General features: G+C 35.6%; 22 protein-coding genes. 18 read left to right on the top strand and 4 right to left on the bottom strand.

What is annotated here, in order from left to right:
- Positions 1-184: 184 nt before the first annotated feature.
- Positions 185-1420: a hypothetical protein gene (locus AACK98_RS01070; RefSeq protein ID WP_339041635.1), complete on the bottom strand. Its 1236-nt coding sequence runs from the start codon at positions 1418-1420 to the stop codon at positions 185-187.
- Positions 1421-1629: 209 nt separating this feature from the next.
- Between AACK98_RS01070 and ccoG the strand changes: the two genes are divergently transcribed.
- The 9 genes from ccoG (at position 1630) to AACK98_RS01025 (ending at position 9188) form a co-directional block, all read left to right on the top strand.
- Positions 1630-3012 carry a cytochrome c oxidase accessory protein CcoG gene (gene ccoG / locus AACK98_RS01065; protein ID WP_339041633.1) on the top strand — a complete coding sequence of 461 codons (1383 nt, stop codon included), beginning with the start codon at positions 1630-1632 and terminating at the stop codon, positions 3010-3012.
- Between the two features lie 200 nt (positions 3013-3212).
- The gene (locus AACK98_RS01060) at positions 3213-4649 is read left to right on the top strand and encodes an ATP-binding protein (protein WP_339041631.1); all 1437 of its coding nucleotides are present in this window, start codon (positions 3213-3215) and stop codon (positions 4647-4649) included.
- A gap of 621 nt (positions 4650-5270) precedes the next feature.
- Positions 5271-5834, top strand: a complete 564-nt coding sequence (locus AACK98_RS01055) for a phosphodiester glycosidase family protein (RefSeq protein WP_339041629.1) — start codon at positions 5271-5273, stop codon at positions 5832-5834.
- Positions 5835-5935: 101 nt separating this feature from the next.
- On the top strand, positions 5936-6352 hold the full coding sequence (locus AACK98_RS01050; RefSeq protein WP_339041627.1) for a hypothetical protein: 417 nt from the start codon (positions 5936-5938) through the stop codon (positions 6350-6352).
- Entirely contained in the window at positions 6315-6593 is a 279-nt protein-coding gene (locus AACK98_RS01045; RefSeq protein ID WP_339041557.1) for an IS1 family transposase, read from the top strand. The genes AACK98_RS01050 and AACK98_RS01045 overlap by 38 nt, the downstream gene beginning before the upstream one ends.
- A gap of 68 nt (positions 6594-6661) precedes the next feature.
- Entirely contained in the window at positions 6662-7510 is an 849-nt protein-coding gene (locus AACK98_RS01040) for an outer membrane protein (RefSeq protein ID WP_339041625.1), read from the top strand.
- A gap of 39 nt (positions 7511-7549) precedes the next feature.
- On the top strand, positions 7550-8011 hold the full coding sequence (locus AACK98_RS01035; protein WP_339041623.1) for a hypothetical protein: 462 nt from the start codon (positions 7550-7552) through the stop codon (positions 8009-8011).
- Between the two features lie 135 nt (positions 8012-8146).
- On the top strand, positions 8147-8800 hold the full coding sequence (locus tag AACK98_RS01030; protein WP_339041621.1) for a hypothetical protein: 654 nt from the start codon (positions 8147-8149) through the stop codon (positions 8798-8800).
- A gap of 64 nt (positions 8801-8864) precedes the next feature.
- Positions 8865-9188: a hypothetical protein gene (locus tag AACK98_RS01025; protein WP_339041619.1), complete on the top strand. Its 324-nt coding sequence runs from the start codon at positions 8865-8867 to the stop codon at positions 9186-9188.
- 9 nt (positions 9189-9197) lie between these two features.
- Here the strand turns inward: AACK98_RS01025 and AACK98_RS01020 are convergent.
- A protein-coding gene (locus AACK98_RS01020; RefSeq protein WP_339040258.1) for an IS630 family transposase occupies positions 9198-10068 on the bottom strand; the annotation gives its coding sequence in 2 pieces (ribosomal slippage) (positions 9198-9743 and positions 9745-10068; 870 coding nt in all).
- Positions 10069-10128: 60 nt separating this feature from the next.
- On the opposite strand from AACK98_RS01020, the gene AACK98_RS01015 reads away from it, so the two are divergent.
- The 9 genes from AACK98_RS01015 to AACK98_RS00975 all read left to right on the top strand — a co-directional run bounded on the left by AACK98_RS01015 (position 10129) and on the right by AACK98_RS00975 (position 16453).
- Positions 10129-10500 carry an outer membrane protein gene (locus tag AACK98_RS01015; protein ID WP_339042491.1) on the top strand — a complete coding sequence of 124 codons (372 nt, stop codon included), beginning with the start codon at positions 10129-10131 and terminating at the stop codon, positions 10498-10500.
- 66 nt (positions 10501-10566) lie between these two features.
- On the top strand, positions 10567-10917 hold the full coding sequence (locus tag AACK98_RS01010; RefSeq protein ID WP_339040208.1) for a hypothetical protein: 351 nt from the start codon (positions 10567-10569) through the stop codon (positions 10915-10917).
- Entirely contained in the window at positions 10886-11275 is a 390-nt protein-coding gene (locus tag AACK98_RS01005) for an IS1 family transposase (protein ID WP_339040210.1), read from the top strand. The genes AACK98_RS01010 and AACK98_RS01005 overlap by 32 nt, the downstream gene beginning before the upstream one ends.
- Positions 11276-11437: 162 nt before the next feature.
- The gene (locus tag AACK98_RS01000; RefSeq protein WP_339040770.1) at positions 11438-11854 is read left to right on the top strand and encodes a hypothetical protein; all 417 of its coding nucleotides are present in this window, start codon (positions 11438-11440) and stop codon (positions 11852-11854) included.
- Positions 11817-12095: an IS1 family transposase gene (locus AACK98_RS00995; RefSeq protein WP_339041617.1), complete on the top strand. Its 279-nt coding sequence runs from the start codon at positions 11817-11819 to the stop codon at positions 12093-12095. Before AACK98_RS01000 ends, AACK98_RS00995 begins: the two co-directional genes overlap by 38 nt.
- A gap of 193 nt (positions 12096-12288) precedes the next feature.
- Positions 12289-12957: a hypothetical protein gene (locus AACK98_RS00990; RefSeq protein WP_339041615.1), complete on the top strand. Its 669-nt coding sequence runs from the start codon at positions 12289-12291 to the stop codon at positions 12955-12957.
- Positions 12915-13592 (top strand): hypothetical protein, encoded by a 678-nt coding sequence (locus AACK98_RS00985; RefSeq protein ID WP_339041613.1) that lies wholly within the window; start codon positions 12915-12917, stop codon positions 13590-13592. The genes AACK98_RS00990 and AACK98_RS00985 overlap by 43 nt, the downstream gene beginning before the upstream one ends.
- Positions 13593-13696: 104 nt before the next feature.
- A complete protein-coding gene (locus AACK98_RS00980) occupies positions 13697-14935 on the top strand; it encodes a hypothetical protein (RefSeq protein ID WP_339041611.1) in 1239 nt (412 codons plus the stop codon).
- 675 nt (positions 14936-15610) lie between these two features.
- Positions 15611-16453 carry an outer membrane protein gene (locus tag AACK98_RS00975; RefSeq protein ID WP_339041609.1) on the top strand — a complete coding sequence of 281 codons (843 nt, stop codon included), beginning with the start codon at positions 15611-15613 and terminating at the stop codon, positions 16451-16453.
- A gap of 315 nt (positions 16454-16768) precedes the next feature.
- Here AACK98_RS00975 and AACK98_RS00970 read toward each other — a convergent pair whose 3' ends face one another.
- On the bottom strand, positions 16769-16969 hold the full coding sequence (locus tag AACK98_RS00970) for a zinc-finger domain-containing protein (protein WP_339041607.1): 201 nt from the start codon (positions 16967-16969) through the stop codon (positions 16769-16771).
- 53 nt (positions 16970-17022) lie between these two features.
- Complete coding sequence (locus AACK98_RS00965; protein ID WP_339041605.1) at positions 17023-17769, bottom strand: YebC/PmpR family DNA-binding transcriptional regulator; 747 nt, start codon at positions 17767-17769, stop codon at positions 17023-17025.
- Positions 17770-18119 lie beyond the last annotated feature (350 nt).

The raw sequence follows: 18119 nt of genomic DNA, 5'->3' as shown, positions 1-18119 counted from the left end.
TGTTTGTTATTACATCAACCATATTTTTCCTCAATTAATTTCTGAGATTAAAGGCGTGAAAGGTTAGAACGAAATTCTCACACCAATCTTAAAGTTCTAGTGCACGCAACAAATAATGATTTAATCTTCATAAAAATATCTCAGAGTTATTTTTTATACGCTTTCAATAAAAGAAATTTGGTAATCAATCAAAAGTGAGCCAAGGATAATCACTTGCCATAATCTCATCCAATAATTTGATATTGTCTGGTAAGTAATTGAAAAAAGTATATGTACCAGTAATCCAACCAGCTGCTGAGACACGCTCAAGATACATATCAATAGCACCATTTCCATCTACCGTTGGAGCTCCAGTAAAAGAACTGCAAGCACGCTGAGCCATAGTAATCACCATCAATATACCGTCTGAAGCCGAAACCGTAACCGTACTCATAAAACCTGCAGTATTTGGAATGAGAGTTTTTATACAAACATTTGAAAGTGCATTGCCAATATCTGTTTTAGAAGTTGCAGCATTCCACTCAATACATGCATCTCTAAATTCTTGCTGAGCATTAGTTAATGACATTGACTCTGTAACACCAACATATCTTTTACATGCTATATCTATTGCGAATTTAGCTTTCTGATAAATGCTTATTTGATTTAATATTGAGGCAGCTTTGATTGTTAAATCTGATATCTCATACTTCTCATAGAGCTCAGGATTCATACCAATTTTTGAGAAAAAATTCTTCTCAGCATCGATTAAAGCCTGCACTTTATTTGCAACATAAGTAGAGTTTGAATTCGCAGCAGTTGGTGTAATTCCAAGCTTTATCAAGATATTATTTGAAGCAACTTGATCTTCATAAAGTTGGCTAACGTCTGATTCAATTTTAGGAGCAGTATCTGGATACAGCACTCTTTTAGATGCAGTGCCACTAACAATCTGGCCAATTTCGTTTAAACTATCCGTGAACAACTTTTTATTTTTTGCTCCCTCTTCAAAGAGCGCTGCATAAAAATAGACATTGTCTCCCTGGACAGTGCCTGTGAGATCTTCAAATGTTGCATCAAAAGCATCACTTTTATAAACATTATGCTTTACTCCTTGAAACACATCTGAACTTGTATCATTAACTCCAAATGCCTCCAAAACTTTACTTGGCAATGATAATGCTGCTCCAAGCCGAACATTTAATATATTCAAATCAGACAAACTGCAATCATTTGGAATGATGGAAATTTGCTGGCAAATATCTTGTTTTATATCATTCATAGACAATGGCTTCAGCCGATTTGTCATAGTAAATATTTCTGCACCTGTCAGATTTGTTGCAGCAAAAGTCTCAAAACTTCGCCCAGAAGACTCAATTTCTTTTCGCACTGCCGCTGCATTCCTTGCTTTAACAAACGCTGGATTACTATAATCTACCATGTTCTTACCAGTTCTTTTTTGATATTATAGAGATGTGCAATACGAAACAGCTTTCTTAACATCGCATTCACAATTCCTTAATAAATTATAAAGCATTATATTGCAGATATAGTCAATTATTAAAATCATATTAAGATGATAAATAATTAGTATAGTTGCCGTTTTGCAACACATATTGCATCAAAATAGGTATTAATAGATACGCAATTATGGATAAAATCTACCATTCCAGCATAACTGGGAAATACAGGAGCATAAAAAATGCGGTAAACGCTGCTCTTTTATTAATATATTTTGGTGCTTCTTGGATAAGGTGGGATAGAGGCAGTTTTGCTCCTAAGCAAGCGTTCTTCATTGATCTTCCAGAAAGGCGTGGATACTTCTTTAGCATAGAGATATGGCCAAATGAGCTATATTATATAGCAGCTATACTTGTTTTATCAGCTCTTGGACTATTTTTATTTACTTCGTTATTCGGCAGGTTATGGTGTGGTTATACTTGCCCGCAAACAGTTTTTGTTGATCTATTTGTCAAAATAGAAGAATTCTTCCAAGGAGATAGAAATACAAGGATAAAATTAGATTCTAGCCCCATAAACAAAGAAAAAGTTATAAAAAAATCACTCACACACCTCTCTTGGCTATTACTTAGCTTCTTATTTGCATTTGGGTGGGTCTGCTATTTTTATGAAGCACCAGACCTTCTACATGATGTAGTTCACTTATCTGTCACGCATGGCGGTGTTGGATGGCTTCTATCCCTAACAGCAAGTACATATTTGTTTGCAGCTATTTTGAGACACAGAGTGTGTATATACATGTGCCCATACGGCAGGTTTCAATCAGCAATGCTTGACTCAGACACAACCGTTGTCACATACCATGACTGGCGCGGAGAACCAAGACATCCTATAGATAAACATACTAATACAGCTCAAGACGTAAAACACGGTGACTGTATAGACTGCGGAAAATGCGTCTTAGTTTGCCCAATGGGTATAGACATTAGAAATGGATTACAGATGGCATGTATAGGCTGTGGACTCTGTATTGATGCTTGTGATAGCGTGATGACAAAGCTCAAGAGGCCAACTGGGTTAATAGCATATGATAGTATTAACAGCATATCCGCAAAGCAATCAGGAATTCTCTTTCACCGCAATATATTTAGGCCAAAAACAATATTTTATGGCTTAATTATGATCATATCCTGCTCACTTCTGCTTTATACACTAGCACATAAATCACGCTATATCATAACAGCACAAAAGGATAGAAGTGCGTTTTTTGTCATTACACCAGATGGTATGGTCAGAAATACATTTTTGCTAAAAATATCCAACAAAACACTTCAAACACAAAAACTTGAGCTGAATTTAGAGTATGCTTATAATGCAACTTTTTTACTGCAAAACATGATGCAGGACTATTCAAATAACTGCACGATAACAGCACCAGAAGACTCAGACGTAACTTATAAAATCTTTGTGAAAACTAATAAACACGACGGGCAAAGTGAATCTCCGATTAAATTCATCATTACAGATTCAAATGGTGTATCTGCTCAAACTTCATCGACATTTTCACAATAAGCAAATTTGATATTTCGAAAATTGTAAAAAGAGCATCCTGACTAAATTTTGCGTATATTGAGTTATGCAAGAGGTCTATTTTAGAGCAGAGCATATTTTTCTGCTCAAAATATAGAATTTATCGCGTTGAGCATTTTTTATTGACTTAATACAATGCTCAACACATTATATATTATATTTTGAGCATACAGGAGATCACTATGTCTGATTCTATCTTCATTGGCCGCAGAGTTGAATTAGAGCGCCTGCAAGCCTTATACAAAAAGAAAACATCAAGCTTAGTTGTAGTTAAAGGACGCAGAAGAATTGGAAAAAGCAGACTAATACTTGAGTTTGTTAAAACCATAGACAGTCAAACGTTTTGGAGTTTTGCAGGTCTTGCGCCACAAGATGGGATATCACCACAAGCACAAAGAGATAATTTTGCAAGGCAATTATCATTAATGCTGAAAGTACCACCTATAACATTTCAGGATTGGAGTGATGCGTTTGAGCATTTGAGCTTACATATCAATCCAGGTGACATCATCCTATTTGATGAAATTTCTTGGATTGGCTCAAAGGATCCAACTTTTATTCCAAAACTTAAAGCTTGGTGGGATAAGCAAACCACGCATATGCTGCTTGTATTCTGCGGATCTGTATCCACATGGATTGAAGAAAATATTTTAAAAAGCACAGCATTCTTCGGCAGAGTCAACCTAACACTTAATCTTGAACCCTTATCGATCACAGAAAGCGCCCAGTTTTTAAGAAAAACAGGCATAAAAATGTCGCCTTATGATAAGTACAAGCTACTCTGTATTATTGGTGGCGTACCATGGTACTTGGAACAATTAAATCCAAAAATCACAGCTGATGAAAATATCAAACAACTTGCTTTTGAGAAAAGTGGGTTATTAGTAACAGAATTTGATCGTATTTTTCACGATCTATTTGATGGTAAGGGCACCACTTATAAGAAAATCCTAGATAGCCTCAAAGATGGAGCTAAGACTTTATCGGAAATTCGCACAGCAATAAAGTTTCCTCATAGCGGCACTTTAAGTCAAATGATGGAGCATCTCATTGTTGCAGGTTTCATAGTCAAACAATCTTTATGGTCTTTCAAAACAACCAGGCCATTAAAGCAAAGTTTATATGCTATTTCAGATCCTTATATGAGATTTTATCTTAAGATGATAGAGCCGAATCTAGCAAAAATTTCCATTAATGGATATGCAAATGTCACACTACAATCATTACCAGGGTTTGAAATTCATTTAGGCCTACAATTAGAATATCTACTTTTACAAAATCGCTCTCTTATTTTCAAAGCAATTGGCATACATGGTATAGATATCGTCTCTAGCGGCCCATATAGACAGATGAAAACCAGTACGCAACAAGGATGTCAGATTGATTATCTTGTACAAACCGTGACAAAAAACCTATTTATTTGTGAATTTAAATTCAAAAAACGCGAAGTTAATAGCGATATTATCAATGAAGTACAAGATAAAATAACAAAGCTGAAAGTACCAAGAGGTTTTGCAAGCATACCAGTGTTACTCCATTTAAGTGGCATCACTGACTCCGTTGCAACAAGTTCTTACTTTTATCGCATCATCGATATAGTTGATTTTTTAGAGAGTTAATTAGAGCAACCATTGATAAAGCTTACCTAAGATTACTTATATCTTCTGATAAATAAAGAGTTGGTATAGACGTATGCGAAGCCTGATTTTCCGATGTCATCTAAAAATGCTCGACAAACTAAACGCTAACGCTTTAAAATTAAACCAGATCAAAAGAGAGGAATGGTAGATTATTTTATGTGGTGAGAAAATCAACTTTTGTTAATTTGATATTATGGTTTTATAATATCAGTAGATTGCTCTATTTTGATTGATGGACATGATATCCATGACGACACGCAAAAATATTACACGAATCCCGCAAGATCCACCTCTATCTCATAGCAGCTTGATGAAAAAATATTCGTTATACAACTAAAGCAGTATAAAAAAGTCATATAGCGTTTTTAAATCGCTCTAAACTTTATGAATGCTTTATAAACTTCTTATCATTTTAATACCTTTTTCCTGAACTCAATAAGATATATTATGCTTTTATTCCTTGAATATCACATAGCATATATCGCGACTCTTTTATACTGTTTTAGCAATATACAAACTTATGCAACCGATTAAGAAGTAATTGAAATCCTTAAAACAGCCCATACCAATAATTAATGCTATTTCTCATAAAAAATTAAAATGGGAGTTAAAAAAATGAAGATCATATGCATAATAATTGCTATGCTCTTACCACAACTTACAACCAATGCTTTAGGTTATACTTATGAGAAAAAGTTAGCAAATTCTAAAGTGATACATATAGTGCACTTAGATCAATCTGAATACGAAGCTGAAATTATTAAAGCGAATAATGGAAATATTGGCCGTGAAACTGTTTCATCTATTGCGCAAAAATCTTCTGCTAATATAGCTATTAATGGTGGCTTTTTTGAAATAGGCGGTAAAAACGATGGAAAAGCAAGCCGTAGTTTAGTAATCCACGGCAAAGTATATGGCCTTAAAAAGCTCATACAACCATTAGTCATTATAAAAAATGGAATCATCACAATTAATCAATCAGACCCTGTAAATTATAAAAACCAAGATATTTCTTTTGTATCTGGTATCCCCATGTTAATCGATAATGGTAAAATCTCTGAGGAGCTTTTGAACAAAAAAAGTGAATTTTATACACGACCTCACGCACGTACGGCCTTGGGAATAGACTCCAATAGAAAGATGAGAGTTTTCACAATTAGATAGAAGTATGATATGATCACTTTTTTAAAAACTAAAGAGTGGTTTTATGGTTTGTTGTAAGGGATGTTGCTCTGATAGCTTGGTAAAAAATGGCATTGTGAGGGGTGTACAGCGTTATAAGTGCAGATCATGTTCTAAATTTTGTTGAGGGCGATCTGCGCAAGAAGTCTCAAACAGCTGTTAAGAAAGCATTATGCGTTATGCTATATAGTCTTGGTAATGGCTCTTTTTCTATGTTATGCAAGATATTATGGCATTCGCCGTCCATAATTTATCGCTGGGTAGTAGAGGCGATGGGCAAGACTCAGGAGCCAGTTGTCTCTTCGGATATTATGGAGATGGAATTCGACGAGATGTGGCATTTTATTGGTTCAAAAAAAACAAGCTTTGGATCATTAAGGCAGTTGATCGTAGTACAAGGAGAACAGTTGCCTGGGTTACAGGCAATCGTGATACTGCAACATTCCAAAAGCTCTACAAAAAGTGAGTCATCTGAAAGAATGTCATTTTTATACGGATGATTGGGATGCTTTTTCTAAAATTTTACCCAAAGAGCGTCATACAATTGGAAAGTCTGGCACAGTATGTATCGAGAGAGATAATAGCAACACGCGACATCATTTATGCCGAATGACACGGCGCACTAAAATCGTTTCTAAAAAAGAGTCAAGGGTATACAGATCCATCAAGCTTTGGTGCGCTCTTACTATTACACAAATATTCAAACAATATCAAGAACAGCTCTTATCTATCTTTATGTGAAAACTCTCAATTTGTTTAAATAATCAAAAATTTTAATTCAATAATAACTAAAAAATGGAGTAATTTTTATGAAGATTAAATCATTACTTGTTGCAAGTGCATGTGTTTTAGCTCTGCAGGCTCAATCTGGGTTTGCGAAGTTTTATGGAAAAGTAGATCTTGGCATGGCACTACCACTTTCTTTTGATAAAAACCCAACAGAGCCAAAGGATTCACAAGGATATGGTGGCAAAAGCCCTTCTACTAGCTTTATTTATGGCTTTGGTGTTGGTATTGAATTCTCTCAAAATTTCAGAGCAGATCTTTCGCTTACAACGTTAAATCAGTTTAAGTTCGATAAGCCAGTTACTACTACGACGAAAGAAGACTATACAACCAGTACGTCGGAAATGAAATCTATATACCCTGAAGTAGAAGCGAATGTTAGACAAAATATAGGTAGTACTGTTACATTTGCAAGCCTTTATTATGACATAGGTCAATTCGGGAATTTTGTTCCATATATTGGGGCAAGTCTTGGTGTCGCTGTGCATGATGCTAAAGATTACATTGCAGAATATCCAAAGGTTGAAAAAGGAGCTTATAATGGTGTCGCAACAGGTATAGCAAGTGGTGAGAACGTTCCTTCGGATAATGTGGGAGTCGCTAAAGATTGGTATAGAGGCAAGAGAAGTAGCGGGCTTGCATTTGGCATTGGTATAGGAGCTGCATATAAAGTGACTGAGAACTGCGCGCTTGAAATTGGGTATATGTATCAAGATCTAGGAAAAGTCTACACGGAAAGAGGATTGACCATAGTGGAGCCTTATACTGGCGCTGGGGGAGATACTACTATTCAAAATATAGCAGATCAAGCAAATGTAGCGACGAAGATTCGTGCACATAACTTTAAGATTGGTGTGGGAATGTCGTTCTAATCTTTCATGCTTTAATTCCGGAAATTAATTGAGGAAAATATGGTTGATGTAATAGCAAACAATCAAGAATTGCTAACCATGCAAAGAGTCGCCAGAACGGCTAATATATTGCAGAAATTAGGTCTTGATATTAATACGTACGACCTTTCAGACACGTCTAGCGAAAATGTGCAATTGATGGAAGATACAAAAGCAAAAATGAGTCTGGCTGATATTCATGCTACTGCTTGTTTGAGCACGAGAGATAACTGTATTATAAATAAAGTCAGTCGCATTCCACAAGAGGCAAATCAAGTAATAGAGCAGCAAAATGAACTTGCTTCAATGCTTGGATATACTGCAGGTGATGGCAATACTGCAAACATCATAGCACAGGCGAAAGTTATTCAAGCTAAGAGTGATACTTTTGACTTAAGTTTTCAAGATATAGTTGGTGTCGAACCTACAGGTTTTGTTGAAGAAGATGTCGGTGCTTTTACTCTAGAAACTTCTTTAACATAACCAGATATAGATCCATGCTCAGGAAAAGAGATTCTGCTGTATCAAGGAACTCTGCAAGCTATCGGTAGAACAATATTTGGCAACAATTTTTGTATAGCAAAGCAAAATGCAGAGTTAGTCGCAGGTCATGTCAGCTTGGTTGAAAGTGAGCAGGCTTTATCAAGAAGCGATGCAAATCAGTCGCTTGTTGCATTAAATGTTCCTAATATTTCTATAAATCCTACACAAGATGATGTTTTGAGCGAAGTGAGTATCTGGATAGATGGCATTAAGAAGCTAAATGCAAAAGTTGGTGTTAAGGAATCGGATTATGCAGGCAAAAAAATTGCTGATGTTGTCAATGATGTGGCAATACCAAACCTAAAAGTGTTGTTTGGCTATCAGAATATTATGAATGCTCTGAAACACACATGTCATATATATATGAGTGACACGCCAGATTCTTCAATACCTGAGAGGCAGGCACTTGATAATGCATGTACTAGCTTTATAGATGAATATGCTCCTAGTAATTCACTTAGGCAGATTTGCACCAATCTATATTACAACGATGCAGGCACCATAAAGACTGTAGGAGCTGCAAACTTTAATTACGCAGGTTATCCGGGATTTATGGCAATTATTTGCGAATCATTAAACGGAATGAAGAATGTTGTAACTGGTGAGACAATTTCAGTCAATTATGCAAGTGCAATAGCGTCACCTGCTGCTTGGCAGAATTTCGTTGATAATGCTGATTTTTTTGATGATGTGGCAAACAGTGATCTGACTTGGATTACATTTGTTTAAAAATAATGAAAGCTTAATTTAATAATAACTAAGAAATGGAGTAATTTTTATGAAGATGAAATCATTGCTTGTTGCTGGTACTTGTTTGATTGGTTTGCAAGCACAAAGTAGTTTGGCAGATATATATGGAAGAGTAGATTTTGGTATGGCGGCGCCTTTATCATTCTCAGACACAGCTCCTACTACTGTTAATGAAAAGATGTATGAGGGTAATAAACCTGGAGCTACCACTTTTTATGGTTTTGGTTTTGGTGCCTCTATATCAAATTTTAGAGCTGAAGCAATGTTCTCTAGCTTAAATGAAGTGAATTTTGAATATAATGCTCCTAATGAGAAAATTGCTGGAACTCAACTCACAGGAAATCAGAAAATACAGCAAAAGATATAGCATAAGTGACTAAGGTGCTGACAATTTAATTGTATTAAAAACAGCATCATAAAGAGTATCAAATAAATCTATAGTTTTTCTAATTTCATTTTTTATCTTAAACCAGTAATGCTCTATAGGATTTAAATCAGGAGAGTAAGTTGGTAAAAATAATATGTAACAACCCACAGATTCAATTAACTCTTTCACTTTAGGATTCTTATGGAAGTTAATGTTATCCATAACAACAGTTTGTCCAGGTTTTAATTCTTTAATTAACATCTCCCTAATATAAGCTTCAAAGACCTCTTTATTGCAATTACCCTCAAATATTACGGGAGCAATAAGATTACAATTACAAAGACCAGCTATCATACTTATTCTAGTTTTATGTTGATACACCTTTTCCCCATAGCACCTTTCTCCTAAAATACTACAACCATATCCTTTACAAGCATTATCTTCTATTCCAGATTCATCAAGATATACTATTTTATCTCTTGTGATGGTTTTTATCTTTTCAATAAATTCATGTCTTAACGGAATATCTCTTTTCGGATGAAGATGAGTTTTTTTTATAGCTATAACCAAGTTTTTTTATCGCCTGTAAGATCGTTGTAGGTGATATATTACACCACTTCTTTGCTAGTTCTTTTGATGTCATAGCAATATTTAATTCAAAAAATTCTTTAAAATCTTCTAGATTTTTGATCTTATGACTGTGACCTTTTTGATAACCACTTGCTGCTTTCAAAGAACCGTGCTTATCTTGCAGAATTTTCCACTTATAGATAGTATCACGACTCACTCTAAATAGTTTACTCACTTTAGTGATTCTTGCACCATTTTCTAATGCTTCTATTACTCTTACCCTAAGTTCTATTGGATATGCTCTTGCCATAATTTTATGCTTTTTATTTCATACTCACTTTTTATATCTTAATTCCTAACTTTTGTCAGTATCTTAGTCACTTATGCTATATATGGCAAGACTCTGATGGCAAATTTCTATTATGATATTGGAAATTTTTCTAATTTAACGCCATATATAGGGGCTAGAATCGGTGTTGCTATGCTGGATCCTAGACAATATGTAGCAGAAGTTAATGGATGGTATGACGTAGTAGATGCTGCACGTTCTAATTCTCTGGCTTACGGCATTGGAGCAGGGCTGGCATATAATATTAGCGATAATTTTATTTTTGATTTGAGCTATATGTACAATGACTATGGAGCAGTAAAAAATAAGGGTGCTCGTGAATATACACTTCCTTCTGACACTGTAGATGGAATTTTGTATTGGGAAGAGAAGGGCATTGCTAACCAAGAATAGATTTTGCTTTTAAATTCGCGTATATGTATACTGCCTTGATAGTAAGTTATATTGGAAGCATTATATATGTTAAGTTGTAAGCATTGTGGCAGCATAGGAAGCACAAAGAATGGCTATATTAAAGGTCGTCAGAGGTATAAGTGCCTAGAGTGTAAAAAGAGCTATAAGTCTGGAGATATGAGAGTAAAGTACAGCCTTAATAAAAAGATGAAGGTTGTTAGTATGTATCTGGAGGGAGTTGGAATTAGATCAATCGAGAGATTAGAAAAGGTCTCGAGTTCACTTATAATAAAGTGGATTAGAAAATTCTCAAAGCTTCTAAAACAAAGGCTGAATGATGTTACGATACCTGAGGATGCCAAGCAAATCTCAATTATTGAGCTGGATGAGCTTTTTAGTTATTGCCAAAAAAACTAACAAAGTCTACATTTGGCTTGCTGTTGATAGGGACAGAAATAAAGTTGTTGATTTTGAAGTGAGCATTGTCAGGGATTTTGCATCCTATCTTCCGATTGCCATGCGATTACAAAGTAGCTACGAGATAGAGATATCATGCAGTGACCATTACGACGTTTATGAAAAATTTAGGATTGCTAAAAAACACTATTCTACTAAGGCAGAAACGTCTTTAGTGGAATCATTCAACTCATTAATACGGCACTATTTAGCCAGGTTTCATCGTAAAACCAAACGTTACAGTAAGGCCATAGATATGATCTATAACTCTATCCTAATGCTTTTTAATAAAGACTTGCTGATATCTATCTTTAGTTAGCAATGCCCATTCATTTCTTCGCAAATATATATAATATTGAGAGTTTTCACAATTAGATAGAAGTATGATATGATCACTTTTTTAAAAACTAAAGAGTGGTTTTATGGTTTGTTGTAAGGGATGTTGCTCTGATATCTTTGTAAAGAATGGCATTGTGAGGGGGTGTACAGCGTTATAAGTGCAGATCATGTTCTAAATTTTGTTGAGGGCGATCTGGGCAAGAAGCCTCAAACAGCTGTTAAGAAAGCATTATGCGTTATGCTATATAGTCTTGGTAATGGCTCTTTTTCTATGTTATGCAAGATATTAGGGCATTCGCCGTCCATAATTTATCGCTGGGTAGTAGAGGCGATGGGCAAGACTCAGGAGCCAGTTGTCTCTTCGGATATTATGGAGATGGAATTCGACGAGATGTGGCATTTTATTGGTTCAAAAAAAACAAGCTTTGGATCATTAAGGCAGTTGATCGTAGTACAAGGAGAACAGTTGCCTGGGTTACAGGCAATCGTGATACTGCAACATTCCAAAAGCTCTACAAAAAGTGAGTCATCTGAAAGAATGTCATTTTTATACGGATGATTGGGATGCTTTTTCTAAAATTTTACCCAAAGAGCGTCATACAATTGGAAAGTCTGGCACAGTATGTATCGAGAGAGATAATAGCAACACGCGACATCATTTAGGCCGAATGACACGGCGCACTAAAATCGTTTCTAAAAAAGAGTCAATGGTATACGGATCCATTAAGCTTTGGTGCGCTCTTACTATTACACAAATATTCAAACAATATCAAGAACAGCTCTTATCTATCTTTATGTGAAAACTCTCGGATTATGTAGGAAAAACAAAGCTGCGTGCTCATACAATCAAGTTAGGGTTTAGAATGGTATTTTAGTGAATCTTAGCTTTCTAATCCTATGCATTTAATCGATCTTTTCGGTTTTTTTGCTCAAGTGGGGTGGTTCAGGGCATATTTTGATGCCATTTAGCTAATAAAAATTTTGGAGAGAAATATGGTTGATTATACAAGTGCCATAAGAGCCAGAAGGGAAGGTACTGTTGATAAGTTTCTTTTGAACCTTGGTCTTAATATTGAAACATTTGATTTATCTGATACTTCCGAATCAAATATGGCAATTTTGAACAATGTAATTGCAAAGATGTATGTAGCAGAACTCTATGCAAAAAGTTGTTTAGCTTCGGCAAATGGATGTACTCCTGCATCGCTTACAAATATGGCAAGTACTATAAAAAGTACATTGACATTTCCTTCCAATATGGCGCAGCTTTTGGGTTATACAGGTGATGTTAATGATCCATATGCCGTAAGAGAGAAGGGCGAAGAGACAGCTAAAAAAGCTGCTGTGATTGACGATACATATGAGACAATCACTGGAAGCGAGAAGACAGGAGTTGTTGCAGACGACGTGGAATTATATGCAGATACTATAGTTGTGCAGGGTATGATTCCTCAATTTCTAAAAAACATAGGGCAAGGAATTATAGGTAATGATTATGTTCCAGAAATAGCAAATCTAGAGCATTTGATTGATACAGTAGCAAGTTTAAAAGAGTATAAAGTAAATCAAACTGCGTATACTGAAAAATCTTTAACAGCATTAAACTGGAAAGAATCTGAATGCCTATTTCTGCAACAGCAGAGCAGGTTTATAACGATGTAAATACTATAGCAACTAATTTACAAAATGCCTTAACTGGTGGCAAATTTGGTGATGCGTTTACATCTGGAATGTTTGCGAATAACAAACTTTCAAATCTTATGCTTGATGCCGAGAAAAGGCTATCTCAGATAGCGGCATATCAAAAGGCTGTATTTGTACTGAAAAATGCATGTAGTTCAGAATTTGGTATTGCGCAAACTCTTACTGCTCCAACAGCTGAACAAATAGCTCTTAAAGAAGCTTGCGCGGACTTTAACGCATTGACAAGTAAAGGTGATGGAATGAAGAATCTTTGTAATAAGGTTTATTTCACCATTACTAGTGCTTCTCGTGCTGTTTTGATTGTGGGGCAGGGTTCTAGCTCTCAGATATCGGCAGCTATCTCGCCAGCAGGGCTTCCTTCCATAATTAAACAAGGCTGTGAAATTCTGAACGGTGCTTGGAATGCAGATGGAACTGAAATCATAAATTTCTCCTATACTCCATATATGTCAAGATTTTCTACAGCAATTCTTGGACTTCCAACAGAGCTTACAACACAGTATACAGATATCTTTTCTGGTCCTTATACACAGTTCTTTGATGATGTTTCAAACACGGATTTCCCTTGGATTACATGGCCTGATGTTGCGTAATTTTACAGTTCAAGAATTACATTTAATTAAAAAGTTAAGAGGAAAGTATGGTAGATGTCATTTCAAATGATGATTTGTTAATGAGAAAGCAAAATGCAGCGAACGTGAGAGAAGCATTAAAAAGAGCTGATTTAGCACTTGAAAACTCTAGAATTCCAGATATTACTGATCTTGATATGACTATTTTGTCTGGTTTGCTTGCCGGTGTAAATATGGGGCAAATTCAAACGCAGCTCTGCACTAATATCCCACTTTTGCCTAACAATTGTAATAACAAAGATTTGTCACAGCTTGATGATAGTCTTGCTATTTTGACTGATGTTGGGCAAATGGCTGGTTGTGCGAATTGTCCAGATGATGAGATGGTAGCTAAAATAAATGCAATGGTCGTAAAGTCCACAGCTTTTGATATGATATTTCCTGTAGTAGCTGGGAAACAGTTAACTGGAAATGTTGATGATGATGTTGAGAGTTTTATTGATAAAATCCCGACTTTTGCAAATTATGCAGCTGCATTTGTAGATATAGGAAAGAATGTCTTAGATAATCCAGACTATAATCCAAGTTCAATGCAAGAGCTCTCAGAGGTTGCTGAGGCTGTAGGTGAGCTAAAAAATTATAAGACGCAAGATATTTCATGGTCAACTCAGACGTTGAATAAGCTTGGTGTTGCTGCAAATGATCCCAGTGCTAATTCCGAGAAGGTATATAGTGAAGTGCAAGCTCTTGCAGATGCGCTTACTTCATTCGGTTCTAAGATAGGTATGACCAGTGCATCTTATTCAGGAGCTGCTAATGTCAAATTATCACAATTATTTTCTTCGGAAGAGATTGTGAAAAAGATGGGGATGATTATTCCATACCAAAAGATGATGGCTGGTGTCAAAGAAGGTTGTCGTATGTATATGATGTGTTCTAATGAGCCAGATACAAATCAAAAAACGCTTGGTGACGCTTGTAAAGCTTTTGTCGCTATGAAAGAGCCTGGTCCTGGTCTTAAAGATGTTTGTTTAGCTGTTTATGGCCCAACTGGAGTGGATCCTAGTATTGTTGTTGCTCCTCTTGCTACTGGAGTGTCACCTAATACGAATGGTCGTAGTACTGTTTCTGGCGCAGGTGTTTCTAGAGCAATTGCTGAATCATGCGCAAGCATTGCAGATGGCCATTTCTATAATGTTGATGGAACAACGTTAATTCCGAGTATTGGTGGTGCTACACAGACTGGGTATGGTTCGTATGGAACATCGACGCTTTGGACTAGTTTTAATGGTGCTCCTTCTAATTTCTGGGATCAGATTTCAAGCAGCCATTATGCTTGGATAGATTTTTCGCCTTTCGCTTAGGAAGATTTGATGCCAATGCTTTATTTTTTATGTTTTTTGCAAAAATATATTTCTAAGCATTCGGGTAGTAGAGTTGGTTATATTAGAAAGCATAGCATGTATCAAAAACGAGATTTAATGGTACTGCTGCGTCGAGATGTGCATATACTCGTTATACTTTTCAAAATTGGTGCTTTTTAAAAATCGCTTGTTATGTATTTATTATATACTTCCTTGTGCTTTTCTTAAGCTTTTTTGAAGTATAACTTCGTATGTGCAAAAGTTCAAATCCCAACTTCCAACTCTTCATTTACCTGCGGTATATGTTTGGTATATAGGTTGAAAATATATTTTTGCGACAGGCTCTTTCAAATCAGTATGTTTTGAATCGCGATAAAAATTTGTTAGTGCGTTAGCAGATCTGTGTTGCATTTTTGATTTCAGCACTGCCTTTATAAGCGCGCGCGAGGATTTTAAGAGCATGACTTTTTGAAGTGTCAAGTTAATTTCTGAGTCAATGCTGATATATATTGGTGAATAAATTAACGAAGTAATACTTGAAAATCAGGCCAAAGGAGGTCTTGTGAAAGTGACTTCGCCAGCAGTGCCTACTATAGATTTTCTTGGCAATTTCGTAGCATTTAGTTTGTAAGCATTCTAATACTGCACAACAATCTTTTATTATAAACATTCATTATGTGCTTTTCTAAATATTTTTCAAATCACAAGTTGCAGTTTTTTATTTTGTTATTTGCTTTGTTTCAAGTTTCAGAATGTAGTGCAAAGTTTTATGGCAAAATTGATTATGGAATTTTAGCTCCATTAAAATTCTCTGATAATGAACCTTTAGATAAAAATGGTTTTGGTTACCTAGAACATAAACCAAACATTGGTAATTTATACAGTTTCGGTGTTGGAAAGGTTTTTGGTAACTTTAGAGGAGAAATAGAAGTGTCGTCGTTTAATGTAATTTATGAGAATTATATTACAGATATGACAGTGGCAAGTGAAACTCAATTGAAACAGGTGGATTTTCCAGATGGGTTTCTGCAGAATATTGCTTCTCCTCCTCAGTGTGATGTCGAAGTACAAGTGCCGCTGATCCAAGTTACAGGGTATGAAAAGCAAAATATTTCTGGAAACTTAGCAATGGCGAATTTTTATTACGACATCGCAAAATTTTCTAAGGTTACACCATATTTAGGTGCAGGGCTTGGTGTTGCAATGAATACGCCTGGTGATTTTACAGTAACTGCAGACAAACATAATTGGATTTATAAGGGTGAGCGTTCTAATCGTATTGCTTACAGTCTAGCATTTGGTTTTAGATATGATATCAGTGATAGAGTTGCAATTGATTTAGGTTATACATATTATGATGCTGGTAAGATTAGAACTAGCAAACCTGATTATATTGTTTTACCTCAATATGATGGAAGTGATTCGAAGTATAGTGCTGCGCCTGAAGGAGCATCACTTCCGCTTTCTACCAGCCTTCATATGCATAGCATAAAGCTTGGACTTAATATGAATTTTTAATTTATATAGAGCCGTATACTATTACTTTTCACAAGTCTTTCTAGATTTCCTATTAAAACTCGCATTTTCCAGTAAAGCAAGTGCAAAGAGCATCCTTCAGGCTACACGATAGATTGTCGCACTTCAAATTAGAATGCACCATGTGTCAAATTGCGTTTAGAGTTGGAAAATAGTGTTTTAAAGCCGTAAGAAAAAACGCAAAAACCTTACGGATTTTGTGAAAGTAGCGTTTTTAGGCACAGGACTAATTAATATGCAAAAATTGCATAGCAAATCAATTTTTGGCGGATATACAAAATAACTTACAATACAATATCAGAGCTCTTTATATATAAACATCTGATTGCAATATGGACATATCACACCATCCTCTTTATCAACATATAAATATACCCTTGGATGCCCAGGACTACCATGTGATCCCTCACAGTAAATATGTTCTTCAACCACAACCTTCGCATCTTTCAAATTATGAAATTCTGGACTTCCAACCTTATCATTAATCAACGCGCACATAAGATTCAGCTCAATTTAGATTCAACAGCAACATTCAAAAACAAACTCTACTCTTAATCCAACTCTGCCATGCTATCAGGTATAGTAAAATTATGATACACATTCTGAACATCATCATTATCTTCCAAAATATCTATAAGCTTGATCATAGTTTTCAACTTGTCTTCACTAAGTGATATTTGCGCATTGGGCTTCCAAATTAACCTTGCAATAGATGGTGTGCCCAGCTCAGATTCTAACTTCTCTCTTGTGCTATGAAAATCCGTATGATCACAAACAATCTCACACTCACTTTCATAGAATATACAATCCAAAGCTCCGGCATCAAGTGCAATCTCCAGCATTCTATCTTGTCCAGCTTTTGAAGCAAAGTTATACACTACAATCCCAAGCCTTTGAAAAAGATAAGATACACTTCCTGTTTCTGCAAGCGTACCTCCATACTTTGAAAAAGCTGACCTAACCTCACCAGCAGTTCTGTTTTTATTATCAGTTAGAGCCTCTATAATGAAAGCAGCGCCATCAAGTCCATATCCCTCATACCTGATCTCATGATAGTTGCTATCTTCGGTATTCGACGTAGCTTTTGCTATAGCAGCCTCCACTCTGTCTTTTGGCATATTCACTTCTCTTGCAAGCGCTATAGCAGCTCTGAGTCTAGGATTAAATGCAGGGTCTATGTGACCGCTACGAGCTGCTACTACAATTTCGCGCACTACTTTTGTGAACATCTTGGCGCGTTTCTGATCTTGCGCACCTTTTCTATGCATTATGTTTTTAAATTTTGAATGTCCAGCCATGTTTTAATACTGATCTCACATATTTTGATCATGATCATAATACACAGCACTGAAGATTGCAAATGAACAGATATAAGTATTTTATGCTGATTACATCAAAAGTTATATTGTATGCAACGTAACTTTTCCATTGATTAGAGTTGCAGCTTCAGCCATACAAATCTTTCTATTCTTTTTCATAAAATTCGCAAGTAGATATATAACAAATTTATGTAGTGTGCAGTGGTACATTCTAATGCCACAATATTTGCCATCAGATACTCAAGCAGTGAAAATTTAAAAATTAATCAAAAATCCATGCGATAATTTAACGGCATTTTAATAAATTTTTCAAAATATTTAACGCAAAC

It is taken from the genome of Candidatus Lariskella endosymbiont of Hedychridium roseum (assembly GCF_964020185.1).
GTDB lineage: Bacteria > Pseudomonadota > Alphaproteobacteria > Rickettsiales > Midichloriaceae > Lariskella.
This window is presented reverse-complemented; position numbering and strand designations above follow the sequence as displayed.